Here is a 26,279-nt window from a genome sequence, read left to right as displayed (position 1 = left end):
TGCCTCGGAGACATCTGCGTGGAACATTTCAGAAAGTAAACCCTGCGGAGAAGAAAGAAAGAATGAAAGAGAATGATAACCCAACTCGAAAAGAGTATGATTTATATTCTAACAATTGTGGAACTTTCGCTACTGAAGTAGCCTCACAAGATGATCAAGTTGCATCACGTGCCCCACAACTCATTGATCCAAGACCAAATAGTATGATTGAAGAGTATCAGAAAACTTTTTCTTCTATTCGATTTGATCCCAAAAATGAAAGATCATCAGGGACATGGAATAATTTAAGAAGTGATATACTAGTTGAAAAATCAAAGTACGAGCCTAAGTGGATGAAAGACAAGTTAATCAATCCAGGTAAAGCTGGTCCTGCAAAATATAACGGACAGAAAAAAGATAACGAATAATTTTTTCTTATGAAACATCGATTATACATAATTATGATTTTGCTTATTGTGACATTGAGTCTTATACTTTTGAAGAATTCAAATGATAGGCAAGTACCTAAAAATGTGAATCGAAATGCCCGTTGGATAGGAGGCAAAGATGGAGGGTATTGGTTTGAGATTGTGTCGTCTGTTTCTGACAGTTCTTTTCGAATAAAGATTTATAATGATCCTAATGGAGATTTGGAAACCGATGAAATTTTTTATATAAGTTCAACCTGCATTGTCAAACAAATTGATTCAACTAATTTATTGTTACTGATTAACGGTTATGATGGTAAGCGCATAATAATTGAGTCTGAAGGAGATGCTCGTAATTGCTATTTGGAAACCAGATGATAAAAAATGCACGAGAACTTTTGGATATACTAACTCTTTAATACTATTTCAAAATAACCACTCCACAAAATGGGGTGGTTTTTTTATGCTCTGCCTAGTCCTAATAAAGGTTGACTGATTTATAATAAAACACTCAAAACTCATGTTATGAAATTGAATACAGAAAACACCCCGAGCAGTTCTGCGGGGGCGGGCAAATCATTCAGGTCTGCTACTAATTTGAAAAAATAAAAGCCCGGAAAAGAGTACAGTAATGCAGTGAGTGACACAACCACTGCCAGATAAGAGAACCGAAAGCAGGTAACTATCTTGTTAAATTACCAAAAAATCCTGACCTGTGCAAATGCAGCTGATTATCAATCAGCGATAGCTTATTATGACGCTTTTCTGCAGATAAAAGCGGCTATACCCTTACAAAAGTAACAACCCGCACAATTCATGCCGGCAATTTCATGTTCTTACCCTCCGGGCTGTATTGATAATCATTTATTTGCCTATCTTACCAGTCATTTTAAAATTCAATTCTTATTAATGATCCGTTCCTTGCCCCTCCGATTGTATTCAGGCCTGGGTATTGCCGTTTTACTGGTTTTTGTAGTAGGCTTTGTTACCATTGACTCGCTGGATAAACAGGCAAAGGAAGCCGACACCGTACGACATACCCATCAGGCTATTTCCTATGCCCGGGATATACGCTTTACCATTATGCACATAAGGGGTGGAAGAAGGGCTTACTGGGTTACCGGGGATCCTAAAAATATGGACGCCTATGAAAAAGGCACCAGCTTTATCCCTAATAGATTGGTGAACCTCAAAGAATTTGTAAAAGACAATGCCCAACAGGTACAAAATGTGATGGTACTCGATTCAATCGTAACCAGTTTGCTACGTTATTGGCGAACAGAGGGTATTATTCTACCCAATATGCCCACTGAGGCATTCAGAAAAATTGTGGTAGATGAAGAGAAACGGATGGAAGCCCTGTACAGACAACTCGAAAAAATAAAAGTAGAAGAGGAAGAGTTGCTGGTACAAAGAGAAGCCGTTGTAGCAGGCTATAATGAAAGAACCAAACTCATTCTCTATATCGGTATCAGTGTATTAATGATTGTGGTACTCTTACTCATCAATGCTGTGATACAAACCCTGAAAAGTCGCTACAAAGCAGGGCTTCGCTTACAGACCACCTTAGAAGAAACCGAAAAAGCCAGCAAACTGGCACAGGAAAAAAACTGGGTACTCGAAGGTATGAGTTATATCAACAACCGTTTACAGGTGGTGGATAGCTCCTCAGAACTCGCTAACCGTATCATTTCAGCCTTGGTGCAATACCTGGAAGTGCCTGCCGGTGTTATTTATTTTGTAGATAAAAACAACGAGAAACTGGTAACAGCTGCTTCTGTGGCAGTTAGCTCCACATCGCGTAAAAGCTTTACCATTGGTGAAGGTATTGTGGGTAATGCCGCACTGGAAAAAACAGTATCTATTATTAAAAATATTCCGCCCGATTACTGGAAAGTAGAATCCTCATTGGGCCAGGTTACCGGTAATGGTGAAATAGCCTGTATACCACTATGGATGAACGATGAATTGAAAGGACTGATTGAGTTGGGTTGTTTTTCTACTTTTTCGGAACTGCAGATTTCTCTGCTGAAGAGTTGTGCTGATATTCTTTCTGCTGCTATTAACTCTTACCAGTCGAGAGATAAAATCAATGAACTGCTCGATGAGTTGCAGGAACAGAAAGTAGCTTTACTGGAACAACAGGAAGAATTAAGACAGACCAACGAAGAGCTGAGCCGACAAACAGAAGAACTACAGGCATCAGAAGAAGAACTCAAAACCCAGGAAGAAGAGCTGAAGCAGATTAACCTGGAACTGAAAGAAAGAAATGATGCCATTGAACAGGCCCGTCATGCATTGATTGTAAAGGCGAAAGAACTGGAAAATACCAGCCGCTATAAATCGGAGTTCCTGGCCAATATGTCGCACGAACTGCGAACCCCTTTGAACAGTGTACTGATACTCGCCAAACTGCTGGCAGACAATAACACACAGAACCTGAATGCCAAGCAGATTGAATATGCCAATATCATTTATAAATCGGGTAACGATTTACTCCAGCTGATTAATGATATACTGGATCTTTCAAAAATTGAATCCGGAAAAATTGATCTGCTGGTTGAAGAGGTTTCTATTGATTCTGTAGCGGCAGATATTTCTCAGTTATTCGCCGTAGTGGCTGCAGAGAAGAAGATCAACTTTACGATTCAGACGGGACCGGGTTTACCGGCTGTTATACAAACCGATAAACAAAGATTACAGCAGGTTATCAAAAATCTTTTATCCAATGCCTTCAAGTTTACTCCTGCTGAGGGACAGATCACTTTAGGTTTTCATGTAAAAGAACCCAAAGATGCATTACTTATTAGTGTTGCAGATTCAGGTATTGGCATTCCGGAAGAAAAGCAGCAATTGATTTTTGAAGCTTTTCAACAGGCAGATGGCTCAACCAGCCGAAAATATGGAGGTACGGGTCTGGGGCTTTCCATAAGTCTGGAGCTGATGAAATTATTAGGTGGTGCCATCAGTGTGAAGAGTGAAGTGAATAAGGGAAGCGTATTTACACTGGAAGTACCGCTGGCCTATATGGGTGCACGTATAGAACAGGCATCGGCAGATGAGGATTTACGATTGAATGAACAGCCGGTATTGCTTACCGATAAAGTAAAGGAACAGACGGCTATTGCAGACGATAGGGCGCAATTAAAGAGAGGTGAGCGTCTGATGCTGATCATAGAAGATGATGTAAATTTTGCTACCATTATCCGCGATTACGCACGTCACAAAGGCTATCAGGTGCTGATTGCGCTGGAGGGTGATGAAGGGTTGATGTATGCCCGCAAGTACAAACCCAATGCCATTATACTCGATATTCAGCTACCGGTAATGGATGGCTGGACCATACTGAAACATATCAGGAACGATGAGCAGTTAAAACATACCCCTGTTCACATTATATCAGCCTTCGATGATAACCGCTTTAAGCAGGCAGATGTAATGACTTATATGAAGAAACCGATTGATGCCGCTACACTGGAGCAGGCTTTTGTGATGCTGGGGGCCCATATCAGAAAAGGACTGAAGCAGGTACTGATTATTTCAGCGGTTCATTTTGAAGAAGAGGACCTGCGACAGCTGGCTGCCGAAAAAGAATACAAACTGCATTTTGAGCAGGTAAGTTCCGTAGCAGATGCGGCAGCCTGTATACATAAACAGTCTTATGATTGTATGATCATTCACATCGGTGCATCCATTCAATTACAGGAAGCAAAACATATTCACCAGCACCTGTCTGATAAAAACATACCCATCATCATACATCTCGATGAAGATATTTCAGCAAATGATGAAATGGAGTTCAGAAAAATTTCAGGTATCATCATCAGAAGTGCCGTAACCGCCAATAACAGATTGCTGGATGAACTGGAACTGTTTCTTCATAAAATGCAGGGGGTAGAAACAAAAACGACCGGTACCATCAAGGCAGACCTGAGCGACCACACACTGCGGAACAAAAAAATTCTGGTAGTAGACGATGATATGCGGAATGTATTTGCACTCAGTGCTGTACTCGAGTCTAATAAAATGCAGGTACTGACAGCCAGCGATGGTCGCGAATCATTGGAGCAACTCAAGAAACACAAGGATACCGATCTGGTACTGATGGATATTATGATGCCCGAAATGGATGGTTATGAAGCCATGCAACGCATCAGAAAAGAATTGAAAATGATGGACCTGCCGATTATCGCCCTGACTGCAAAAGCCATGGCAGGCGATAGAGATAAATGTATTGAAGCAGGCGCTTCTGATTATATTACCAAACCAGTTGATATGCCTAAACTCTTATCGCTGATGCGGGTATGGTTAACGAAATAGCAGAAGAATAAAAGCACAAAGCATGGGATTACCCGGCAGACCAGAACTTTTGGCACATGAGTTAGAACAGCTGTTACGCATGTTGTACAAAGTATATGGGTACGACTTTACAGACTATTCGAAAAGTTCTTTGTTAAGAAGAATCCTTAAGTTCATGGATGAAAATGAACTGCATACTGGTTCGCAACTGATACAATTACTGGCAGGTGATACAGCTGCATTTCAGGCTTTTCTGGAAACCATTACGGTGAATGTTACTGAAATGTTTCGGGATCCTGTTTTTTATACAACGCTCCGTGAAAAGGTATTACCGGTACTGGCCACCTATCCCCAAATTAATATCTGGCATGCAGGCTGTTCAACCGGCGAAGAGGTTTTTTCGCTCTGTATATTGTTGTTTGAAGCCGGTCTCTTACATCGAACAAGGATTTATGCTACAGATATCAATGCTGCTAACCTTGAAAAAGCGAGAACAGGTGTATTGCCCATGCATCATATGCGGGAGTATACCGTGAACTATCGACAGGCAGGTGGTAAGAATGATTTTTCTGATTATTATACTGCATTGTACGATCATGTAATCATCAACAAAGAAATGCGGGAAAGGGTTGTTTTTTTACAACATAACCTGGTGACCGACAGGTCGTTTAACGAGTTTCAGCTGGTACTTTGCAGAAACGTAATGATTTATTTCAATAAACAATTGCAGAACAAAGTGCTGAAACTGTTTTATGATAGTCTCTCTTCTCTTGGTTTTCTGGCACTGGGAATGAAAGAGAGCTTATTGTTTTCAGAACAGAAATCAAAATTTTCAGCCATTGATCCGGCAGTAAAAATATTCAGGAAAAAACATTGATTGCGTTGAAACAGGATATATACGATATCATCATCATCGGGGGGTCTGCTGGTAGCATTCCTGTTTGTATTTCATTGCTTACCGCTTTGAAAAAAGAACAGACAGTTCCCGTTATACTGGTAATACACCGTATGCGTAATGTGGTGAGTGAGCTCGATACCTTGTTGGCGAAAGAAGCAGGTATCAGAAAAATTATGGAACCGGAAGATAAACAGGCTATTCTTCCCGGAAAAGTGTACCTGGCTCCACAAAACTATCATCTTCTTTTTGAGGAAGGCGGAAGTTTTAGTCTCGACTATTCAGATGCTGTGCATTATAGCCGTCCTTCTATTGATGTGAGTTTTGAAAGTGCCGCAGAAGTGTACGGAAAAAAAGTATTGGCTGTTTTACTCAGTGGTGCCAATGCGGATGGTGCAAAAGGACTCTCTTTACTAGCAGACATAGGAGCGGAATGCTGGGTGCAGGACCCCGATTTAGCCGAATATCCGGCCATGCCTGCTGCTGCCATTGCCATAACGGATAAGATAAAAGTACTGTCGGAAGAAGAGATGAAACAACGCTTACGCGATTTATAATTATATTGCTGTACCGATGAATATACCTTCCATACCACAACATGATTTTACCATTCTGCTGGTAGATGACAGACCGGAGAACCTGTTATCGCTGGAAGAAATACTATTAAAACCTGGTCGCAGATTTGTTACGGCACAATCGGGTAATGAAGCACTCAAGCAGGTATTAAAGCATGAACATATCGGTCTCATCATGCTTGATGTACAGATGCCCGAAATGGATGGTTTTGAAGTAGCGAGGATATTAAAATCGAATCCACGTACAAAAGATATCTCCATCATTTTCGTAACGGCCCTGAGCAGGGAAGAACAGTATGTGCTGAAGGGATTTGCAGAAGGCGCTGTAGACTATCTGCAGAAACCCCTGGATATAAATGTGGTACGCGCCAAAGTGAATGTGTTTGAGCAATTGTATTTCAACCAGTTTCGTCTGAAGTCGGCACTGACTGAACTGGACAGGATCAATAAGCAACTGGAGAAATTTGTCTACATCGTATCGCATGATCTTAAATCGCCGCTTTCTTCTGTTATTATGATGCTTGAGCTGATCAGGAATGATGCACATATAAAAGCCAATGACGATGTAAGAGAAAACATTGATATGGTATACCAGGCATCGGGCCGTCTTTCTGATATGATTATGGCACTGCTTGAATATTCTACCACCAGCCTCTCGCAGCAGGCCGTTGAAGAAGTAGATGTGCATCAGCTGGTACAGCAGCTGGCAGCATTACTCTTCCCACCTAAACATATACAAATACAGATACAGCAGCAACTGCCAGCGCTGATAACCAGAAAAGTAAAACTGGAACAGGTTTTCCAGAACCTGCTCAGCAATGCCATAAAGTACAATGATAAACCACAGGGACTTATCGAAGTGGGTTACACGGAAAAAGAAAGCTGCCATGAATTTTTTGTAAGCGACAATGGACCGGGTATTGCAGATGAAGACAAGAGCCGGATTTTTAATCTCTTTGAAACAACCGTTAATCAATCGCAAAGAGACAGCAGCACCGGCATCGGCCTTAACCTGCTGAAAATAATCGTAGAAGAACAGGGTGGAAAAATCTGGGTAGAATCCAACCCCGGCGAAGGAAGCGTGTTTTATTTTGAATGGATGAAATAGTGAGCAGCGAATAATGGTGAGTAGTGAGTAGTCAGTAGTGAGTAGTAGAACTGTATACGATTAGAAACATGTCATTCCACTTTCTTATTTCCTATTCCTTATTCCTTATTTCTCTGTTTACTTATAGTTTGTAATCAGAATCCTTTCCGTACAAAAACCAATTTCCTGTGCATCATTGCTGCTTACGATGATGGTTTTATTTTTACAGTAGGTGCTGATCAATTCATGGTATAACTGATATCCTGCACTATCGAGATTGGTGCAGGGTTCATCTAATAACAGTAAAGGCATATCGCTGAACAGGGCCTGGGCAAGCTTAACCCTTTGTTTCATACCACTGCTGTAAAAACGTATTTGCTTATCGGCTGCTTTCTCGAGTCCAATCAGTTGAAGTATCGTATCAATCGTAAGTGCAGGTAACAATGGTTTGAAAGAAGCATGAAAATGTAAAAATTCTTTCGCCGTCATTTCTTCAATCAGTTCCAGATAAGGTGCAGCGAGGGATATGTAGTTGTATACTTTTTCAGTGTTAATGCTTATGCCATTATTCAACCATTGGATATTTCCTTTGCTCAGGTTCATGCTGCCGGCAATGGCTTGTAGCAGGGTGCTTTTACCACTGCCATTAGGCCCGGTGATAGCATAGGCTTTGCCTGGTTCAAAAGAAAAATCTACGCCACGAAATATCCATTCCCGGTTAAATTTTTTACCAGCATCCGAGAGTAGAATATGCATAGATTGATAATAGGATAGATAATTCGGTTAATCTTCTTCTGTAGCGCCTTTGGTAAAACGTTTGATGATACCTCTTCCGCTCTCACGGATAAAGGTTACGATTTCATCTCTTTCATCACTGGCCGTTAATTCTTCCTCAATAAATTCAAGTGCCTGGGATGTGTTTAAACCTTTGTTGAAGATGATACGGTAGATATCGAGAATATGATTGATTTTTTCCAGCTCAAATCCACGTCTCTTTAAGCCAACACTGTTTACACCACCATAACTCAACGGGTTTCTAACTGCTTTAATATAAGGTGGCACATCTTTACTCACCAGACTACCTCCGGCAATATAAGCATGCTGACCAATGGTAACAAACTGGTGTACGGCACTAACACCTGCAATCCAGGCCCAGTCGCCCATTACCACGTGTCCGGCCAGCTGAACACTATTGCTAAGGATACAATTGTCGCCGATTAAGCAATCGTGTGCAATATGGCTATAGGCCATGATGAGGCAGTTATTGCCCACTTTTGTTTTCCAGCGGTCTGTGGTGCCGCGGTTAATGGTAACAAATTCGCGGATGGTGGTATTATCCCCGATTTCAACGGTGGTTCTTTCACCTGCGAATTTTAAATCCTGCGGAATGGCACCCAGTACGGCTCCGGGAAAGATGCGGCAGTTTTTTCCGATACGGGTACCATCCATGATGGTAACATTACTGCCGATCCAGGTGCCTTCTCCTATCTGCACATCACCATGGATCACTGTGAAAGGATCGATTTTTACATTCGGAGCGACCCTCGCATTGGGATCTATATAGGTATAAGGATGCGTCATGTTAGTAGCTGGGTTCGGTTATGAATTGGGTATGGGTTTGTTATTAAGGTCTTTTTACAATTTGTGCCACGAGGTCTGCTTCAGTGGCCACTTTACCACCTACATAAACCGTGCCCCTCATTTCACAGATACCACGGCGGATGGGTCCGGTAAATTCCATCTTTAACAACATGGTATCACCGGGGCGAACCATTTGTTTGAATTTACAATTGTCTATTTTGAGAAAGTAAGTATCGTATTGTCCTTCAGGCATCGAGTTGATACAAAGTATACCACCTGTTTGTGCCAGTGCCTCAATCTGCAATACGCCGGGCATAACAGGGTTGCCGGGAAAATGACCCGGGAAGAACCATTCATTGAAGGTTACATTCTTCACCCCGACAATATGGGTATCGGTTAATTCAATGATCTTATCAACCAGTAAAAACGGATGACGGTGTGGTAATGTTTTTTCAATTTTCTCCAGTGGAAAAATGGGCGGCATGGTAGGGTCATATACCGGTACATCTTTTACATGCTTGTTCTTTTTGATGTACTGTTTAATTTTTTTTGCAAACTCTACGTTGCTGCTATGGCCGGGTCTGTTGGCAATGATTCTTGCTTTGATCGGGTAACCAATCAGTGCCAGGTCACCTACTACATCCAATAACTTATGACGTGCAGGCTCATTGGGAAAACGAAGCTCGAGGTTATTGAGGTAGCCTTCACTCTTTACTTCAATCTTATCACGTTTAAATACTTTGGCAAGGCGCTCCATTTCTGCATCTGTAATGGGTTTGTCAACCACTACAATGGCATTATTGATATCACCACCTTTAATCAGGTCATTATCGAGCAGCATTTCCAGTTCATGCAGAAAACAGAATGTACGGCAGGGCGCAATTTCTGTTCTGAAATCCTTAATGGTTTTTAAACCGGCATGTTGTGTACCCAAAACCGGGCTGTTGAAATCGATGAGCGTAGTAATCTGGTAATCGAGCGCTGGTAAGGCTACCATTTCCACACGTTTGGCATCATCATAATGATATATATTTTCATCGAGACTGTACCAGGCTTTGGCGGCTTCCTGTTCGAGTACGCCTGCTTTGCCAATCAGTTCAATAAAAGGAGCGGAGCTGCCATCCATAATAGGAATTTCAGGCCCGTTCAGTTCAATCAGTACATTGTCAACACCCATGCCTACGAGTGCAGCCAGTACATGTTCTACTGTGCTTACTTTCGCCTCACCTACCTGCAATGTGGTACCCCGGCTGGTATCGGTTACCAGATCGCAATCGGCCTTAATAATGGGTTGACCGGCCAGGTCAACACGCTGAAACTGGATACCAAAACCCGGATTGGCGGGTTTCAGGGTCATATCAACCAGTACACCCGTATGTAAACCTGTGCCACTGATGCTTACCGCACTGCTGAGTGTATGTTGTTTGTCGGGATTGAAGTTGTTATCCATGCTGTTGTTTTTTTCCGTTGGATCCAAAAAGATCCATCCATGGGATGGGTAATGAAATGACATTCATCACGGTTCCATGATGTATAATATAGCGCAAAAATAAGATTTCAGCGTGGTTAATTCATGCTTTAAGAGGCATTTACACGACCGGTAAGCAGTTGTTCCACCATTTTTTCCAGTTCTTTAACCCTTTTTTCAAGATCGGGAAGGTTCCGGAGATGTGCCTGCGCCCTGAGTGAGCGGGTAAAATCATCGGCAGGGCTACCCGTTAAAGTACGGTTGGGTTCTTTTACGGTTTTGGTAATACCGCTCTGTCCGTTGATCCTGCTTCCATCAGCGATGGTAATATGCCCGGCAATACCCGTTTGTCCGCCAATCATAACAGACTTACCAATTTTAGTGCTTCCGCTCACACCGGTTTGAGCGGCAATAACGGTATTACAGCCCACTTCTACATTATGTGCAATCTGTACCAGATTATCAAGTTTGGCGCCTTTACGGATGATGGTAGACCCCATGGTAGCACGGTCAATGGTGGTATTGGCTCCAATTTCAACATAGCTCTCTATCACTACATTACCAATCTGCGGTACTTTTTTGAAACTACCATCGGGCTGTGGTGCAAATCCAAATCCATCACTGCCAATGACCGTTCCGGCATGGATCACTACATGATCGGCAATAACACAGTCATGATAAATTTTTACACCTGCATGAAGTATACAGTTATCACCGATGCGAACATTATTACCCAGCACCACACCCGGAAATATTTTTACCTGCTCACCTATCTGAACATGCTCACCGATATGTGAAAAAGCACCGATAAAAACATCCTTACCTATCTGGGCCGTTTTGGCAATATAGCTGGGCTCCTGTATGCCCGTTAATTGCTGTGTTACGAGTTCCTGGTATTTGCTGAGCAAAGTGGCAAAGGCAGAATAGGCATCGGGTACACGAACAAGCGTATTGGTAATGGCCTGTTTCAATACCAGTGATTCATTGATAATGATCACAGAAGCCTTTGTGCAATAAAGGTATTCCTCGTATTTGGGATTGGCCAGAAAGGAGAGCTGACCCGCGGTAGCTTCTTCAATTTTTCCAAAAGAGGTAACGGCAATGTTGGGATCACCTTCCAGTTTCCCGTTAATCAACATTGAAATTTGCGCAGCGGTAAATTGCATACAGCGTGTTTAGGTTTTAGCTTATGGCTTATAGCTTATAGTTCATGGCAGATAGCTTATGGCGTATGGTTTATAGCTAATAGAGTGTATAAATTATCATCACTTTTAGGGGCATTTTTCATCTTCTATCAACCATAAGCCATAAACTATATGCTATTGACCATTCGCTATAGGCTATAGGCTAAGTCAATAAACAAATGTAATTTTTTTTAACGGGCGCAGAAAGGTTTTGATGAATCAGGGCATTGTCTACCTCCGATATGTCTTTTACCACACCATCCCTGAACAGGATATTGATGCGTTCATCAACAGTCTGATAGAGGGTATTTGTGGCTTCACCCGTAAAACATACATAGCCTATATCTGCAAGTGCAATGCCAAATTGCTCGGATGCCTGTTTTTCTTTCTCTTTTACAAAATCCTTATCAAAAGCATCGGCCTGTATCCGGGATTTATACAGTTGGCGATTCAGGAAACGGTTGCATAATAATGACAATATTTTATCCGGATGTCTGGCCCATCTCTTTAAAGCATGCATAATATCATGGTCATCGAGTGAGCAGAACAGATCCAGTGTGGCATCATTCATGTCACCATTAAAGCTACCAAGGAAAAAGTCAAGTGCCGATTGTGTCTGCAGGGCCTCATCATCTTTCGCATAAATGCTACGCACCCTTTCCAGGATCTTAACGAGCATTTTTTCGGCACCCAGAACAGTTTTATGCAGATATACCTGCCAGTACATCTGTCGTCTGGCCACTAAAAATTTTTCAACACTGTAAATGCCTTTTTCTTCAATCATTAACTGGCCTTCATGAACGGTGAGCATTTTAAGAATACGGTCGTAGCCGATCACACCTTCACTCACACCGCAGAAAAAACTATCACGGCTGAGATAATCCATTCTGTCTACATCGAGTTGCCCACTGATTAACTGGTGTAAAAAAGGTTTTTCGTACTGGCCCGTAAAGATGGATATGGCGAGTGAGAGCTGACCATCGAGATCGCGGTTCATTTTCTCCATGATCTGTAAGGAAAGCTGTTCATGATGCACACCTTGAACTACTACATGTTCCAGTGCATGGGAGAAAGGGCCATGACCAATATCATGCAGCAGGATGGCGGCTTTTACAGCAATTTCTTCATCAGTTGAAATAGCAATGCCCTTGCTTCTGAGTTCATTCACGGCATTACCCATTAAATGATAGGCGCCAAGCGAATGATGCAAACGGGTATGCACAGCGCCTGGATATACCAGCTGAGCCATGGCCATTTGTTTGATGCGCCTGAGTCGCTGGTAATAAGGATGTGAAATAATTGCAAAGATCAATGGATGGTGGATGGTAATAAAACCATACACCGGGTCATTGATGATTTTTCTTTTTTGCTCAACCATACCTGTTGTTGATTTGTTAAATCGGCCACAAGGGCAGTTGGCAAAAATACAAAGAGATGATTGATATGCAGGAATGAAATAGATTTACGTCCTAAAGCTGCCCTCAAACAGCCAGTGCCTATCGGAAATTGTTACGCATAACCATTTATTTGATTATTATTGAACTGATCACGGTATTGCCGGGTCCTAACAATTAAGCACTGCTTATGCCACTAGCCAGCATTTTATGGGTTGATGATGAAATCGAAAGTCTGCAGTCACAGAAAATATTCCTGGAACAGAAGGGATATGATGTAGCCACACTTACCAATGGATTTGATGCTATTGAGTATGTAAAGAATAACCTGGTAGATGTTGTATTGATCGATGAAACCATGCCTGGTATCACCGGTCTGGAAACACTGGTACGCATCAAAGAAATCAATGCGAATATTCCAGTGGTACTCATCACCAAAAATGAAACAGAGAACCTCATGAATGAAGCCATTGGCCGGGAGATCAGTGATTACCTGATTAAGCCAGTGAACCCCAATCAGGTATTACTTAGCCTGAAAAAAATCATTGACAATAAAAGACTGGTGGCAGAAACCACTACCACGGCCTATCAGCAGCAGTTCAGGGAATTGTTTATGGCATTAAACGACAACCCCGATTTTAATCAATGGATGGAGATCTATAAAAAGCTGGTATACTGGGAACTGGAAATGGAAAAAAGTGATAGTCCGGAAATGCGTGAAGTATTTCAAACACAGAAGCAGGAAGCCAATACAGAGTTTTTTAAATTCATCAGTAAACATTATGCATCCTGGGTGTCGCCGAAATCAAGCGCATCACCCATCATGAGTCACCAGCTCTTTCAGTTCAAAGTGCTGCCACATGTGGAGAAAGGAATTCCTACATTTTTTGTACTGATCGATAATCTTCGTTTTGATCAGTGGAAAGCCATACAACCCATATTTGCAGAGAGTTTCCGCATACTGGAGGAAGAAACTTTTTATTCTATACTCCCCACAGCTACCCAATACTGCCGTAATGCCATATTTGCTGGATTGATGCCCGTTGATATTGAAAAGCAATTTCCACAGTTATGGAAAAATGATGATGATGAGGGTGGAAAAAACAATGAAGAAGAAACTTTTTTCCGGGCACATTTAAAACGGCTTCGGAAAGATGACCTGAAAGTGAGCTACCACAAAATACTGAATCATCAGGACGGGCAGCAACTGGTGAATAATATCCATAACCTCATGCAGAACGACCTGAATGTGATTGTGTACAATTTTGTAGACATGTTGAGTCATGCCCGCACAGAAATGGAAGTGCTGAAAGAACTGGCCAGTGATGAAGCCAGTTACCGAAGCCTTACCCGCAGTTGGTTTGAACATAGTCCCCTGCATCAGGCATTGAAAAAAGTGGCCGATAAGCCTATCAAAGTAGTATTGGCAACCGATCATGGAAGTGTGCGGGTGAAAACACCTCATAAAGTAATCGGTGATAAGCAAACCACTACCAATCTACGTTACAAACATGGACGTAACCTTAATTTTGAAGCCAGAGATGTACTTGCTTTTAAAGATCCTAAAGAAGCCGGGTTGCCGGTACCGAATGTAAATTCGGCTTATATTTTTGCAAAGGAAGATGGATTTCTTTGTTACCCTAATAATTATAATCACTACGTAAACTACTACCGCAATACTTTCCAGCATGGCGGTGTGAGTCTGGAAGAAATGATTGTTCCGATTATTAAGATGGTGAGTAAGCAATAAGCCTTGAGCTTTAAGCTGCGAGCCATGAGCAACCAGCAATACCTGTTTGATAACCTGAATGTAAAGTTTAAGAAGTCTTATGGGAAATATCAATTTTATATTAAAATCGTTTTTAACATACTGACTCGCAAGAACTGTTATAGGCTCCATTCATAGCAGAAAGGCTAAACAAACAACCCATCAAGGCTTGTAGCTCGTAGCTCACAGCTTTCTCCAGATGTGAATAACTAATTCCCGTTTACAAGGGCAAAAACCTGCCTGAATGGTAACTTTGTAGGGTAACCGGATTTAAAAGAGCAAAGAGGATGAAATACACACAAACTACTTTAGACAAGCTGGAAGATATTCTCGGAGAATCAGAATATGTGGTGCGTTATGAGCGGGGTACTTTTCAAAGTGGGTGGTGCCTGCTCGAAGCCAAACGTATTGTGGTACTCAATAAATTCCTGAATATCGAAGGCCGCATCAATACCTTGATGGAGATTATACCTCAACTTAGCATCGACTACGATAAACTTACACTGGAGTCACAAAAACTCTATGAAGAAGTGGTCAAAAAATCGGCTACAGCAGCCTGATATTTTTGCGGGAAATACGGTAATACTTCCTGTCATATTTCATTAGATTTGACCTGTGCATAATCCTACACTCAACATAGAATTTTTAGGCACAGGCACCAGCAGCGGTGTGCCCATGATCGCATGTGATTGTGCAGTATGTGCATCGACCGATAAAAAAGACAAACGCTTACGCAGCAGTATACTGGTTCAGTCTGCCCATACCTCACTGGTGGTAGATACCACACCCGATTTTCGTTACCAGATGTTACGGATCAATAACAGAAAACTGGATGCTGTTTTATACACCCATCCACACAAAGATCATCTGGCCGGTCTTGATGATATCAGGGCTTATAATTATTTCACTAAAAAGCCCATGAATATTTATGCCAATACACTTACGGAAGAAGCATTACGACGCGATTATTATTATGCTTTTTCTGATACCCGCTATCCGGGTGTACCTGAGTTGAATATGATTACGATTGACAGCCAACCTTTTCTGATTGGCGATATACCCGTGATGCCGGTAGAAGTACTGCACTATAAAATGCCGGTGCTGGGTTTTCGTTTCGGAGACTTTACCTATATCACCGATGCGAATAGGATTGAAGAAAACGAAAAAGAAAAAATAAAGGGATCAAAAATTCTGGTGTTGAATGCCCTCCGTAAAGAGCCACATCTTTCCCATTTTACTTTGCAGGAAGCTGTGGAACTCGCAACGGAATTAGCCATACCAGAAGTTTATTTTACGCATATCAGTCATCAGTTGGGTAAACATATCGACATCAATGCGGAATTACCTCCGCATATGCAACTGGCCTACGATGGCTTACAGCTGAAACTATAGCCATAATTTTATCAATCCAGGAAGAAAGGCATACAATCCATCATTGTATGAAAAAACGATTACGTCCTTACTTCAACTTCAGCAAAAAAGAACGAACAGGTGTAGTGGTCCTTATCAGCATTTGTTTGTTACTTGTTGTATCGCCCCGTTTTTTTCCCTCAAATGAATTGGTATATACCGATCTGGATTTATCGGCAGGTGTGCAGTGGCTGGATGCAAATGAAAATGTACATACCACAAAAACAGAGTTGGTAAGCGGTGAAGGCAAACAGGATTTATTTTTCTTCAACCCCAATACACTGGATGAAGAAGGCTGGAAAAAATTAGGACTTCATGAAAAGCTTGCTCAACGCATACTCCATTACCGCAATAAGGGAGGGCACTTTTATAAGCCGGCTGATATCAAAAAAATATGGGGACTGGATAGTACAAAAGCAAAACAGCTGATACCTTATGTGGTACTGCCGGCTGTTGAAGAAAGAAAAGTTTTGAGTAAACCAGCCATACCCATCATCGATATCAATACCGCCGACCAGGAAGCCTGGAAGGCGCTACCGGGTATTGGCGAAGTCCTGGCGGCCCGGATTGTTGCCTACCGAACGAAAGTGGCTGGTTTTGCACGCTTGGAAGAATTGCAGTCTGTTTTTGGTTTATCGGATAGTCTTGTATCTAAATTGCACCCCTATATCCGGGTACACCCTGCCAGCATACCCCGTTTATGGCTCAATAGGGCATCTGCCCACCAGATTGAGCAAAAAACCGGTATTCCGCTTCAACTGGCCCAACTGATTGTGCGTAAAAGGCAGGAAAATGGCAATTATGGCGATTGGACTGAACTGAAGGAAATTGCCGGTATGCAGGAAGGTATGATCGAAAAATTACGCCTGGCATTCCGTTTAGAATAAAAAACTGTTAAGGAAACAAAGCTTTTTTGGATCGTATTGAGAAAAGGTATTCATTTGCACTGAAAACTAACAAACGGTCGTTTGTTTTCAGAAGGTTGCCTTGATAACGATTGTTTAGTAAGGCAACCTTCGTCTATTTAAAACCAACAGCTATGGAATTCAGGCCAACAGAATTAACAGAACAGGTAGCCCGGACTGCCAGAGATTTTGCGAATCAATACATACGTCCGCATGTAATGGATTGGGATGAAAGCCAGGAATTTCCGGTATCGGTATTCAAGGAAATGGGAAAACTCGGATTAATGGGTGTGCTGGTGCCGGAAAACTATGGTGGCGCTGGACTCGGGTATTTTGAATACAATGCCATTATCCAGGAAGTAGCCAAAGTATGTGGTTCTATTGGTCTTAGTCTGGCCGCCCATAATTCGCTTTGCACCAATCATATTTTATCCTTCGGAACGGAGGAGCAGAAAAACAAATGGTTACCCAAACTGGCTACGGCTGAATGGATAGGTGCCTGGGGACTTACAGAACCCAACACAGGCAGTGATGCCGGTAATATGAAAACAGTGGCAGTAAAAGAGGGCAATGAATGGATATTGAATGGTACCAAAAGCTGGATCACACATGGAAAAAGCGGCGATATCGCAGTGGTGATCTGTAGAACCGGTGAACCTAGAACCAGTGGTAATTCCACAGCTTTTGTGGTAGAAAGAGGTACACCCGGCTTTACGGCAGGTAAGAAGGAAAACAAACTCGGCATGCGTGCCAGCGAAACCGCCGAAATGATTTTTGAGAACTGCCGCCTATCAGATGCAAACAGACTTGGAGAAGTAGGAGATGGGTTCAGGCAGGCTATGAAAATATTGGATGGTGGCCGAATTTCCATTGCGGCACTATCGCTGGGAATTGCCAAAGGAGCCTATGAAGCGGCCGTTCAGTATTCAAAAGAAAGGCACCAGTTCGACCAGCCCATCTGTAATTTTCAGGGTATCAGCTTTAAAATGGCCGATATGGCTACGGAAATTATGGCATCAGAATTACTGATCTGGCAAGCCTGCGACCTAAAAAACAGGGGTCAGAAAGTAACCAAGGAAGGTGCTATGGCTAAATATTATGCCAGTGAAGTAGCTGTAAAAACCGCTACCGAGGCCGTACAGATTTTTGGCGGTTATGGCTATACAAAAGATTTTCCGGTAGAAAAGTACTACCGTGACGCAAAATTATGTACTATTGGAGAAGGAACTTCTGAAATACAGAAACTCGTAATCTCCAGAGAGGTTCTCCATAGTTAGTCTCTTTTCGATTGCTTGCTTATATAAAGTCCCGCCAACTGGCGGGACTTTTGTTTACAAACGACCCCCCAAAAAAACTATTTAGTAACAACAACTGCAGGTGAAACAGACTGGTACCAGCTGATATGTCTGCTGGCATACATCACAACAGCCAGAATGATAAAGAGACCGATACTGCCTACCAGTAAAGCGGTGTCTTCCAATCGCAGTAAAATAAAAATGAATCCATATAAAAGCGATAAGAGTAAGGTAAAGTAAGCTGCTGTTTTTGCTTTTTGAAAATGGCTGTGCACATAAACAGTAATGAGTAGAATGGTAGCTGATGCAGCCATAAAATAAGCAAGGTCAAAAGAAGTGATCTCACTGATGGAAAGCAGCAGTGTGTAGAAAATAACAAGCGCCAATCCCACCAGTACATACTGCACCGGATGTACGGGTTTATTCTGCATGATTTCCATGATAAAGAATAAGGCAAAACTGAGTCCGATTAACAGTATGGCATATTTGCTGCACCGATCTGTTTGTGCATATTCATTACCAGGTTGCAGTAAGCTTACACCAAAAGCCATCGATTTGGGAATCACTTTCGCATCGGTTACCACGGTAGTGAAAGGTAGATTGGCATTGTTAAAAGACCAGTTGGCACTAAAGCCCTCTGAATTTACTTTGCGGCTGGCAGGAAGGGTATTTCCATCAAAAGACGGACTTGTCAATTTCGATTGCAGTGCAAAATTGCTATTGCCTGCGAGCGGCATAAAATGCAATTGACCGCTGCCACGCAAAGCCATTTGTGTATGGAATGGTAGTGTTTTACCAATATCAGTTGCATTGAGTGGAACACTAACCGATAATCCATTACTATCAATATCAGTATTGGGTAAACCGGGTAATAAAACAGGTTTTGACTGGTTAAACTGGAGATCAATTTTTTGTTCAATGCCTTTGAAATCACTGATGCCCATGCAGAGTTTTATTTCGTTCCACTGAATTTCTTCAGGCGCTATGTTCTTGGGTATGGCCAATTGAAAATGACCGCTGCCCGAAACCTTTGTCTTGTATAGTAATACTTTGTAGATAGAACGTTTTCTTTCCTCCGTATCAATATTGCCATTGATGAATAGCTGTTCGGGCAGGATAAAAAAATAACCGGAAGTGTAAGATGTTTTTCCTGTATTGCCAGTAATCATTTTTTTATAGGGTACATACAGGTAAGGGCCTGAAACCGTTTGTGGGGCTGCCCATTTGCTGCTTACGTCTTTCTCTACTTCTTTTCTCCGTTGTTCTCTTTCCTGTACGAGGTTGGAAACAAAGATCATCGGTATCAGCATGATCATGATTAATAAACCCGTAACGATGGCCTTGTAGAGAATTTTATTGCTTCCTGTTAATGGTGGTACCGTTGTTTCGTTTGAACTGTTCATGGTAGGTAAATTTGAATATGGAATAAAAAAATGGTTTTGTAGAAATCGATGCTGAATCAGTAAAGCAATGAAACTGCTGCTGCCAAGCATCGCAAAAAAGTAGTAAGCTTCTGAGCAGGCTTTCTGTTCAGTAAAGAGCAATCCCGAAAGCTCAGAAATGTAAAAAGCGGTGTACAATACTGCAAGCGTCAGATTGGTAATGGCTAATAAGAGAACTTTTATTGAGTTCGGAAACCAGAGTCTGTTAATCGGCGGCAGTATCAGTAGATATACCAGAAAAGCAGGAGAGCTGAGTGTGGTAGCGATAAGAAAGATAAAAAAAATATACCCGATGAATTGGGTGCCTGTATATACTTCTGTAAAGAATAAATACATGCTTACTACAGCTGTAAATACACATAAAGTGGTAAACCATAAACGCGCACTTGCTTTTATAATATTTTGCATTTTAAAAGTACTTTGAATTTCAAAGTAAATAGGTAAAAAAATTATTTTATGCCTTTGATCATTTTTTCCAATGCCTCCAGATGCGTTTTGAAAGCTCTTTCTCCTGTTTTAGTAACAGCATAAGTGGTATTGGTTTTACGCCCCACAAATCCTTTATTTACTTTGATATAATTATTTTCTTCTAGTGTTTTTAGATGACTGGCCAGGTTGCCATCGGTAACCTGAATCAGTTCTTTAAGGTCATTAAAGTTTACCTCATCGTTCACCATCACGGCACTCATGATTCCCAGCCTGATGCGGCTGTCAAAAATTTTATTCAGGTGTTCAATCGGATTGTTCATACGCGTTCATATTTCCACCACATCAGTGCGCCGTATAAAATATGTAATACACCAAAACCAATGGCCCAGGCAATCAGTCCATAACCAATGAACCATAAATTAACCAAACCCAGTATTATCTGGCAAATGCCCAGCCATCTTATCTCAGATACCGTGTATTTGCTGCCATTTAATAAGGCCAACCCATAAAAAATAAGACAGGAGGGGGCTATCAGGCCTACCAGATCCAGTTCCAGTAAGCGATAGGTTACAAAACCCCCGGTCAATATAGGAATAGCGGTATTGATCATAAGTCTTTTTGCAGTACTACCCCAGATCGAGGTATTGGTTTTCTTACTGCGTAGCCATGTAAACAGTAAGGCCAATAGTAAAGCAGAAATAAAAGTTATCACACCGGTTATTACTAAAAGTGATTGTACACTGGTAGCAGGATAGGTCTGTACTTCATCAGTAGCCAGCAGTTTGCCCCTAACCGATAGCCATACGGGCCATATATAAATAGTAGCCGCCAGTGCACAAACACCAGCGCTGATACCACTTAATCCGCTTAAACTGATGAAACGGCTGCTCCTGTTCATCATGTCTTTGATGTCGTGCAGGGCTTCAATATGTTTTTGCTCCTCTTTCATAAAAGCACTTTGTAATTCAAAGTAAGTGTTAGATTCTCATATCTCCAAGACTTTGCAAAAAAATATTTGTTAATGACTGCTCATTTCTGGGATGCCTTGTGGTAACAAACAGGCATTTCACCACATTGAAAGGAGAACGCAGAGATGATCGCCGAGCGTTATTATTATGAATCAGCTTCCGGTAATTTAGGATCACGTAATTCTACAGGCTTTCGATATGCCTTCCGCATCCGCATATTCAGTAGTTCCACGATAAACGAAAAAGCCATTGCGAAGTATACATAATTTTTCAGGTGCAACTGATGTGCATTTACACTGTCCCAACCCTCCACAATCAGAACAAAACCAATCATCACCAGGAATGATAATGCCAGCATTTTCAGGGTCGGATGTTTATGAATGAAACTGGAAATATTCGGACTGAATAAAAACATAACAATCATCGCAACCACCACGGCAGCAATCATGATTTCGATATGTTTGGCTGTTCCGCCAGCTGTAATGATGCTGTCGAAACTGAATACCATATCAATCAGCATAATCTGTAAAATACCCGCACTAAAACTCAGGCTTTTACCAGCTTTGCCAATGGCTTCTTCTGCCTCACCTTCCAGTTTATGGTGTATTTCTTTTACGGTTTTATATAAAAGGAATAAACCACCCACAAGCATAACCAGGCTCGCCAGGTCGAGATCCTTGCCCCATATACTTAATACAGGTTTCCCTTTTTGTGCGAGTAGCCATCCCAGGCCGAAAAGTAAAATAATACGTGTTGTCATGCCCATAACCATCCAGAGAAGTCTTGCTTTCTTCTGCTGCTTTTTCTCCATACGGTTCATGATAATGCTCACAAAAATTACATTATCAATACCCAACACTACTTCGAGTACTACCAGAATCAGAAAACTGATCAGACTTTCGGATGTAAAAAGATGTTCCATATAATAAAACTTAGGCTTGTAATAAGTATTTGCAAATATTTTTTACGATGGATGGACCTTCATATATAAAACCGGTCCATACCTGCACCAGAGAAGCACCTGCTTTCATTTTTTCTTCTGCATCTGCGCCGGTAAAAATGCCGCCACTCGCAATAATGGGAATACCCCCCCCGGTTCCTTTGGAAAGGTATTGAACCACTTCGGTAGATCTTGTTTTCACCGGTTTACCACTCAATCCTCCCATCCCGATATCGGTAATGGTTTTTTCATCTGTTAAAAGACCCTCACGGCTGATAGTAGTATTGGTAGCAACCAATCCATCGAGATGCTCTTCTGCTGAAAGTGCAATAATATCATCCAATTGTTCCTCTGTGAGATCAGGGGCAATTTTCAGAAGGATAGGTTTTGGTTTTGTTTTTCGCTGATTACTGTTCTGTAATACGGAGAATATCTGTTTGAGCGAATCCTTATCCTGTAAGGCTCTTAAGCCGGGCGTATTGGGAGAACTTACATTCACCACGAAATAGTCTACATAGTCGAAGAGCTCTTCAAAACAAATGCTGTAATCTTTCCAGGCATCTTCATTCGGTGTTACCTTATTCTTACCAATATTGCCACCCACAATCAGGGATGAATTTTCTTTTTTTCTGGCAGCCAGTCTGGCAGCAATGGCTTTCACACCATTATTGTTAAATCCCATCCTGTTAATCAATGCCTTATCGGCCGGAAGGCGAAATAGCCGGGGTTTATCATTGCCGGGCTGTGGAAGGGGGGTAACAGTACCAATTTCTACAAATCCAAAACCCAGCGCCTCCAGTTCATTAAGGTAAACAGCATTTTTATCGAAGCCTGCCCCCAGACCTACGGGATTGGTAAAACGCAGACCGAATAAGTGTTTTTCCAATGCCGGGTCTTTCACCGAATGAGTACCACTGATGAGTTTTTTAACCGGCCCGAGCCTGCAGGCTGATCTCATAAGGTCCATCGAAAAATAATGTACATCTTCAGGCGGAAAACAAAAAAGCAGTTGTCTGATAAGCGGGTATAACATGGTGCTGCGAAGATAAGGTGCAAATGGAGATGAACCGAAGGGGGAGGGCTTACCCATCCTTTCCGGTAAATTTGGTTGCATAAACAACTTTTTTAAAAAAATCCTTACATTTGATAGGTAAAACCAAGATTATGCAGGAAGCATATATAGTAGCGGGTTACAGAACCGCAGTAGCCAAAAGTAAACGTGGTGGATTTCGTTTTTTTCGACCAGACGATCTGGCCGTTGAAGTGATAAAGGGGTTGATGGCAAGTGTGCCGCAACTGGAGGCAAAACGTGTGAATGATGTGATTGTGGGGAATGCCGTTCCCGAAGCGGAACAGGGTTTACAGTTTGGGCGCATTATTTCTGCCCGTGCATTGGGTATTGATGTAGCGGGTTTTACCATTAACAGGTATTGTGCAAGCGGATTGGAAAGTATTGCACTGGCAACTGCTAAAATACGTACCGGTATGGCCGACTGTATTATTGCTGGTGGAACCGAGAGCATGAGTCTGGTACCCACGGCCGGATGGAAAACGGTTCCTGCCTATTCCATTGCCAAAGAGGAACCTGATTATTACCTGAGTATGGGGCTCACTGCTGAAGCAGTGGCTAAAGAATTTAAAGTAAGCCGTGAGGATCAGGATCAGTTTGCTTATCAATCGCATCAGAAAGCCATGAAAGCCATTGAGAGCGGTCATTTCAAATCAGGTATCCTCCCCATCACCGTTGAAGAAACCTACCTGAACGAAAAAGGTAAAAAAGCTGTTCGTTCCTATGTTGTGGATACTGATGAAGGTGTTCGCGCCGATACCAATATTGAGGCACTCGCAAAACTAAAGCCTGCATTTGCTATGGGTGGGTCTGTTACTGCCGGTAACTCTTCTCAAACAAGTGATGGGGCTGCTTTTGTTATTGTAATGAGCGAAAGAATGGTGGTGGAGTTGGGTCTTCAACCCATTGGCCGTTTGGTGAACTGTGCATCTGCAGGCGTACATCCACGCATTATGGGTATTGGTCCGGTCGCTGCAATTCCCAAAGTATTGAAACAGGCATCCATGAACCTGAGTGATATTGATCTGATTGAACTGAATGAAGCGTTTGCTTCACAATCACTTGCCGTGATCAGAGAACTCGGATTGAATCCGGATATCGTGAACATCAATGGAGGTGCCATTGCATTGGGCCATCCACTGGGTTGCACCGGTTGTAAATTAACAGTTCAGTTACTGAACGATATGAAGCGCCTCAATAAAAAATACGGAATGGTAAGCGCCTGCGTAGGTGGTGGACAGGGTATAGCAGGTATTATTGAACGGTTATAAGTTAGGTATAGCGTATCGCATATGGTTTATAGCGTATGGTTTATGGTGTATGTTTTAGACAACTTACAAAATGAGTCTAGTTACATGCTATGATCCATGCGCTATTAGCTATCAACCATAAGCTAAAAACCATCTCCTTTTTCGATAAATTCTCCCCTGCCATTCATCATACCTCTTCTTTCCCTGAAAAGGCCCGAAAGGTTAGCAGCATTTCTGTTGGCCATCGCAAGGATGTCTTTTTTATTGGCTTCATAACCAGGCCCTCTGGCCAATAAGCCACTGAGTACAGAACGTTTGGAATGCTCTCTGCTGGCGGTAATTCTTTTACGGTATAACTGGTCGCCCTGAATAACAGTGATATCAGTATTGAAGAAAACAGAGTAATACGCAGTTTTATCTGTGCTGCCATCGCTGTTTTTTGTGCGTACAATATCATCCTGACTAAAACCACCTTCATAATTCTGTAAAATGATGAAAATATTGGCGCCATACTTAGTTGCAAGTTTTAATCTTACAGCATCATCATTTTGTAATAATCTTTTCTTCTCATCATCTGTGAGGATGGTATCTCTGAAAGCAGATATCTGTAAATCCTTTCTGAGAATATCCGGCAAATTGGAGAAATAGCTGTTTTTAATACTGGTAACAACGGCTTCTCTTTTTTTGGTAATGGCCAGTCCGGGTGTGTACACATCTCCCGCATCAATCACTACAATCGATTTTGAGAAATCCTGTACAGGTATTTCGGCGGGTAATGTTTTTTGTGTGAAGGAAAGACTTTTACATCCGGTTAGTGTTAGTCCGATGATGAAAAGACCTGCGAGAGCGGTAGAAAAAAATTTCATGATTTGTGATTTCACGGCAAAGATATTCTACACACCATCCCTGCAAAGGTGATTTATATGTGATTTGCAGCTATGGGGTATAAGCGGTCGATAAAGTGGTCTACAAAGCAGATTACTGTATGTAAACTGATAAAAAGCAATCCTTATCCTGACCAATGTCATTTTTTTTGCGCACGATTCTTGATAGTTTTACTACATAAATATGTGATATGAAAAAAATCCTCGTACCAACCGATTTTTCTGCCGCAGCGAAAAATGCAGCTTTATATGCTTTTAAGCTGGCAGAACAGCTAAAGGCAGGGGAAGTAATTTTATACCATGCCTATGAAGCGCCGGTAAATATCGACCCCATGGTTCCTACAGTCGTAATACCGGATATAGATACGCTGAAGGAGAGCAGTGAACAGGCACTCGCAAATTTCAAGTCGGTGGTTTGTCCTTTTTGTGCCACAGGTATCGCGGTAAGTACCTTATCGAAGTATGATCATCTGGGAAATGGGCTCGACGCGATATGTAAAGAAACAGGGGCCGCGATGATTGTAATGGGTGTTACCGGCGGTAACCTCTTAGAAGAAAAAATAATCGGTAGTAACGCATTAAGTGTTGCGAAAAATGGTACGATACCTGTCATCATTGTACCCCCTAAAGCTGTTTTTACCAGGATTGAAGAAGTGATGCTGGTTTGTGATTTTAATAAAGTGGTGGAAACAACACCCGTTCAGCCCATCAGAGAAATGCTGGATGCTACAAATGCAAAACTTTTTGTGTTGCATGTTGATAAGGAAAATCGAAACTGGTCGCCCGATACACCTTTTGAAAGTCTGATGCTGGATACTTTATTACAGGGGTACAATCCTCAGTATCATTTTGAAAACAATAATAATTTTGTGGAAGCCGTGAATATCGTAGCACAGGAAAGAATGATTGACCTGATTATTACCATACCCAAAAAACATGGTTTGTTTGAAGGATTATTTCATGCCAGTGCCACTAAGAAACTGGCCTATCATAGTCATGTGCCGATTATGGTGATACATGAATGATGAA

24 protein-coding genes are annotated in these 26,279 nt (G+C 41.9%); 13 read left to right on the top strand and 11 right to left on the bottom strand.

The window, feature by feature from the left end:
• The first annotated feature begins 62 nt into the window (after positions 1-62).
• The 6 genes from BC659_RS03690 (at position 63) to BC659_RS03665 (ending at position 7,284) form a co-directional block, all read left to right on the top strand.
• Positions 63-407: a hypothetical protein gene (locus tag BC659_RS03690; RefSeq protein WP_133473321.1), complete on the top strand. Its 345-nt coding sequence runs from the start codon at positions 63-65 to the stop codon at positions 405-407.
• Positions 408-416: 9 nt separating this feature from the next.
• A complete protein-coding gene (locus tag BC659_RS03685) occupies positions 417-785 on the top strand; it encodes a hypothetical protein (RefSeq protein ID WP_133473320.1) in 369 nt (122 codons plus the stop codon).
• 438 nt (positions 786-1,223) lie between these two features.
• Positions 1,224-4,727 carry a response regulator gene (locus tag BC659_RS03680; protein WP_133473319.1) on the top strand — a complete coding sequence of 1,168 codons (3,504 nt, stop codon included), beginning with the start codon at positions 1,224-1,226 and terminating at the stop codon, positions 4,725-4,727.
• A gap of 22 nt (positions 4,728-4,749) precedes the next feature.
• Complete coding sequence (locus tag BC659_RS03675; protein ID WP_133473318.1) at positions 4,750-5,583, top strand: CheR family methyltransferase; 834 nt, start codon at positions 4,750-4,752, stop codon at positions 5,581-5,583.
• Between the two features lie 5 nt (positions 5,584-5,588).
• Positions 5,589-6,158, top strand: coding sequence for a chemotaxis protein CheB (locus BC659_RS03670; RefSeq protein ID WP_133473317.1), 570 nt, complete (start codon positions 5,589-5,591; stop codon positions 6,156-6,158).
• Between the two features lie 16 nt (positions 6,159-6,174).
• Positions 6,175-7,284, top strand: a complete 1,110-nt coding sequence (locus tag BC659_RS03665) for a sensor histidine kinase (RefSeq protein ID WP_133473316.1) — start codon at positions 6,175-6,177, stop codon at positions 7,282-7,284.
• 117 nt (positions 7,285-7,401) lie between these two features.
• Here BC659_RS03665 and BC659_RS03660 read toward each other — a convergent pair whose 3' ends face one another.
• The 5 genes from BC659_RS03660 to BC659_RS03640 all read right to left on the bottom strand — a co-directional run bounded on the left by BC659_RS03660 (position 7,402) and on the right by BC659_RS03640 (position 12,874).
• Positions 7,402-8,019 (bottom strand): ABC transporter ATP-binding protein, encoded by a 618-nt coding sequence (locus tag BC659_RS03660; RefSeq protein ID WP_133473315.1) that lies wholly within the window; start codon positions 8,017-8,019, stop codon positions 7,402-7,404.
• Positions 8,020-8,046: 27 nt separating this feature from the next.
• Complete coding sequence (gene lpxA / locus BC659_RS03655; RefSeq protein WP_133473314.1) at positions 8,047-8,844, bottom strand: acyl-ACP--UDP-N-acetylglucosamine O-acyltransferase; 798 nt, start codon at positions 8,842-8,844, stop codon at positions 8,047-8,049.
• 43 nt (positions 8,845-8,887) lie between these two features.
• Complete coding sequence (locus BC659_RS03650; RefSeq protein ID WP_133473313.1) at positions 8,888-10,294, bottom strand: bifunctional UDP-3-O-[3-hydroxymyristoyl] N-acetylglucosamine deacetylase/3-hydroxyacyl-ACP dehydratase; 1,407 nt, start codon at positions 10,292-10,294, stop codon at positions 8,888-8,890.
• Between the two features lie 128 nt (positions 10,295-10,422).
• On the bottom strand, positions 10,423-11,478 hold the full coding sequence (gene lpxD / locus BC659_RS03645; protein WP_133473312.1) for a UDP-3-O-(3-hydroxymyristoyl)glucosamine N-acyltransferase: 1,056 nt from the start codon (positions 11,476-11,478) through the stop codon (positions 10,423-10,425).
• Positions 11,479-11,659: 181 nt separating this feature from the next.
• Entirely contained in the window at positions 11,660-12,874 is a 1,215-nt protein-coding gene (locus tag BC659_RS03640) for an HD domain-containing protein (protein ID WP_133473311.1), read from the bottom strand.
• Positions 12,875-13,080: 206 nt separating this feature from the next.
• On the opposite strand from BC659_RS03640, the gene porX reads away from it, so the two are divergent.
• From porX to BC659_RS03615, 5 genes are all read left to right on the top strand, one after another.
• Positions 13,081-14,640 (top strand): T9SS response regulator signal transducer PorX, encoded by a 1,560-nt coding sequence (porX, locus tag BC659_RS03635; RefSeq protein WP_133473310.1) that lies wholly within the window; start codon positions 13,081-13,083, stop codon positions 14,638-14,640.
• Positions 14,641-14,945: 305 nt separating this feature from the next.
• Entirely contained in the window at positions 14,946-15,218 is a 273-nt protein-coding gene (locus BC659_RS03630; RefSeq protein WP_133473309.1) for a hypothetical protein, read from the top strand.
• A gap of 55 nt (positions 15,219-15,273) precedes the next feature.
• On the top strand, positions 15,274-16,050 hold the full coding sequence (locus tag BC659_RS03625; protein WP_133473308.1) for an MBL fold metallo-hydrolase: 777 nt from the start codon (positions 15,274-15,276) through the stop codon (positions 16,048-16,050).
• A 47-nt stretch (positions 16,051-16,097) separates the two neighbouring features.
• Positions 16,098-16,955 carry a helix-hairpin-helix domain-containing protein gene (locus BC659_RS03620; RefSeq protein ID WP_133473307.1) on the top strand — a complete coding sequence of 286 codons (858 nt, stop codon included), beginning with the start codon at positions 16,098-16,100 and terminating at the stop codon, positions 16,953-16,955.
• 152 nt (positions 16,956-17,107) lie between these two features.
• The gene (locus BC659_RS03615) at positions 17,108-18,250 is read left to right on the top strand and encodes an acyl-CoA dehydrogenase family protein (protein WP_133473306.1); all 1,143 of its coding nucleotides are present in this window, start codon (positions 17,108-17,110) and stop codon (positions 18,248-18,250) included.
• 77 nt (positions 18,251-18,327) lie between these two features.
• On the opposite strand, the gene creD is transcribed toward BC659_RS03615, so the two are convergent.
• From creD to BC659_RS03590, 5 genes are all read right to left on the bottom strand, one after another.
• A complete protein-coding gene (gene creD, locus BC659_RS03610) occupies positions 18,328-20,118 on the bottom strand; it encodes a cell envelope integrity protein CreD (RefSeq protein ID WP_133473305.1) in 1,791 nt (596 codons plus the stop codon).
• Positions 20,119-20,159: 41 nt separating this feature from the next.
• A complete protein-coding gene (locus BC659_RS03605; protein ID WP_133473304.1) occupies positions 20,160-20,459 on the bottom strand; it encodes a winged helix-turn-helix domain-containing protein in 300 nt (99 codons plus the stop codon).
• On the bottom strand, positions 20,456-21,088 hold the full coding sequence (locus BC659_RS03600; protein ID WP_133473303.1) for a hypothetical protein: 633 nt from the start codon (positions 21,086-21,088) through the stop codon (positions 20,456-20,458). Before BC659_RS03600 ends, BC659_RS03605 begins: the two co-directional genes overlap by 4 nt.
• A 164-nt stretch (positions 21,089-21,252) precedes the next feature.
• On the bottom strand, positions 21,253-22,029 hold the full coding sequence (locus BC659_RS03595; RefSeq protein WP_133473302.1) for a TerC family protein: 777 nt from the start codon (positions 22,027-22,029) through the stop codon (positions 21,253-21,255).
• 10 nt (positions 22,030-22,039) lie between these two features.
• Positions 22,040-23,161, bottom strand: coding sequence for a quinone-dependent dihydroorotate dehydrogenase (locus BC659_RS03590; protein WP_246027073.1), 1,122 nt, complete (start codon positions 23,159-23,161; stop codon positions 22,040-22,042).
• 50 nt (positions 23,162-23,211) lie between these two features.
• On the opposite strand from BC659_RS03590, the gene BC659_RS03585 reads away from it, so the two are divergent.
• Positions 23,212-24,387: an acetyl-CoA C-acyltransferase gene (locus BC659_RS03585; protein ID WP_133473301.1), complete on the top strand. Its 1,176-nt coding sequence runs from the start codon at positions 23,212-23,214 to the stop codon at positions 24,385-24,387.
• A gap of 122 nt (positions 24,388-24,509) precedes the next feature.
• Here BC659_RS03585 and BC659_RS03580 read toward each other — a convergent pair whose 3' ends face one another.
• Positions 24,510-25,232 carry a hypothetical protein gene (locus tag BC659_RS03580; RefSeq protein ID WP_133473300.1) on the bottom strand — a complete coding sequence of 241 codons (723 nt, stop codon included), beginning with the start codon at positions 25,230-25,232 and terminating at the stop codon, positions 24,510-24,512.
• 209 nt (positions 25,233-25,441) lie between these two features.
• On the opposite strand from BC659_RS03580, the gene BC659_RS03575 reads away from it, so the two are divergent.
• Entirely contained in the window at positions 25,442-26,275 is an 834-nt protein-coding gene (locus BC659_RS03575; protein WP_133473299.1) for a universal stress protein, read from the top strand.
• The last annotated feature ends 4 nt before the right edge of the window (positions 26,276-26,279 follow it).

The sequence above is a fragment of the Sediminibacterium goheungense genome (genome assembly GCF_004361915.1).
In the GTDB taxonomy this organism is placed as follows: Bacteria; Bacteroidota; Bacteroidia; order Chitinophagales; family Chitinophagaceae; genus Sediminibacterium; species Sediminibacterium goheungense.
The sequence above is the reverse complement of the archived record's forward strand: the minus strand, read 5'-3'. Positions and strand labels throughout refer to the sequence as shown.

Coding starts and splice junctions, on each gene's coding strand:
- BC659_RS03585 (WP_133473301.1), top strand. CDS start 23,212: ATGCAGGAAGCATATATAGTAGCGGGTTACAGAACCGCAGTAGCCAAA.
- BC659_RS03630 (WP_133473309.1), top strand. CDS start 14,946: ATGAAATACACACAAACTACTTTAGACAAGCTGGAAGATATTCTCGGA.
- lpxD (WP_133473312.1), bottom strand. CDS start 11,478: ATGCAATTTACCGCTGCGCAAATTTCAATGTTGATTAACGGGAAACTG.
- BC659_RS03615 (WP_133473306.1), top strand. CDS start 17,108: ATGGAATTCAGGCCAACAGAATTAACAGAACAGGTAGCCCGGACTGCC.
- BC659_RS03680 (WP_133473319.1), top strand. CDS start 1,224: ATGCCGGCAATTTCATGTTCTTACCCTCCGGGCTGTATTGATAATCAT.
- BC659_RS03590 (WP_246027073.1), bottom strand. CDS start 23,161: ATGCAACCAAATTTACCGGAAAGGATGGGTAAGCCCTCCCCCTTCGGT.
- BC659_RS03675 (WP_133473318.1), top strand. CDS start 4,750: ATGGGATTACCCGGCAGACCAGAACTTTTGGCACATGAGTTAGAACAG.
- BC659_RS03660 (WP_133473315.1), bottom strand. CDS start 8,019: ATGCATATTCTACTCTCGGATGCTGGTAAAAAATTTAACCGGGAATGG.
- BC659_RS03650 (WP_133473313.1), bottom strand. CDS start 10,294: ATGGATAACAACTTCAATCCCGACAAACAACATACACTCAGCAGTGCG.
- BC659_RS03575 (WP_133473299.1), top strand. CDS start 25,442: ATGAAAAAAATCCTCGTACCAACCGATTTTTCTGCCGCAGCGAAAAAT.
- porX (WP_133473310.1), top strand. CDS start 13,081: ATGCCACTAGCCAGCATTTTATGGGTTGATGATGAAATCGAAAGTCTG.
- BC659_RS03690 (WP_133473321.1), top strand. CDS start 63: ATGAAAGAGAATGATAACCCAACTCGAAAAGAGTATGATTTATATTCT.
- creD (WP_133473305.1), bottom strand. CDS start 20,118: ATGCAAAATATTATAAAAGCAAGTGCGCGTTTATGGTTTACCACTTTA.
- lpxA (WP_133473314.1), bottom strand. CDS start 8,844: ATGACGCATCCTTATACCTATATAGATCCCAATGCGAGGGTCGCTCCG.
- BC659_RS03640 (WP_133473311.1), bottom strand. CDS start 12,874: ATGGTTGAGCAAAAAAGAAAAATCATCAATGACCCGGTGTATGGTTTT.
- BC659_RS03620 (WP_133473307.1), top strand. CDS start 16,098: ATGAAAAAACGATTACGTCCTTACTTCAACTTCAGCAAAAAAGAACGA.
- BC659_RS03685 (WP_133473320.1), top strand. CDS start 417: ATGAAACATCGATTATACATAATTATGATTTTGCTTATTGTGACATTG.
- BC659_RS03595 (WP_133473302.1), bottom strand. CDS start 22,029: ATGGAACATCTTTTTACATCCGAAAGTCTGATCAGTTTTCTGATTCTG.
- BC659_RS03665 (WP_133473316.1), top strand. CDS start 6,175: ATGAATATACCTTCCATACCACAACATGATTTTACCATTCTGCTGGTA.
- BC659_RS03600 (WP_133473303.1), bottom strand. CDS start 21,088: ATGAAAGAGGAGCAAAAACATATTGAAGCCCTGCACGACATCAAAGAC.
- BC659_RS03605 (WP_133473304.1), bottom strand. CDS start 20,459: ATGAACAATCCGATTGAACACCTGAATAAAATTTTTGACAGCCGCATC.
- BC659_RS03580 (WP_133473300.1), bottom strand. CDS start 25,232: ATGAAATTTTTTTCTACCGCTCTCGCAGGTCTTTTCATCATCGGACTA.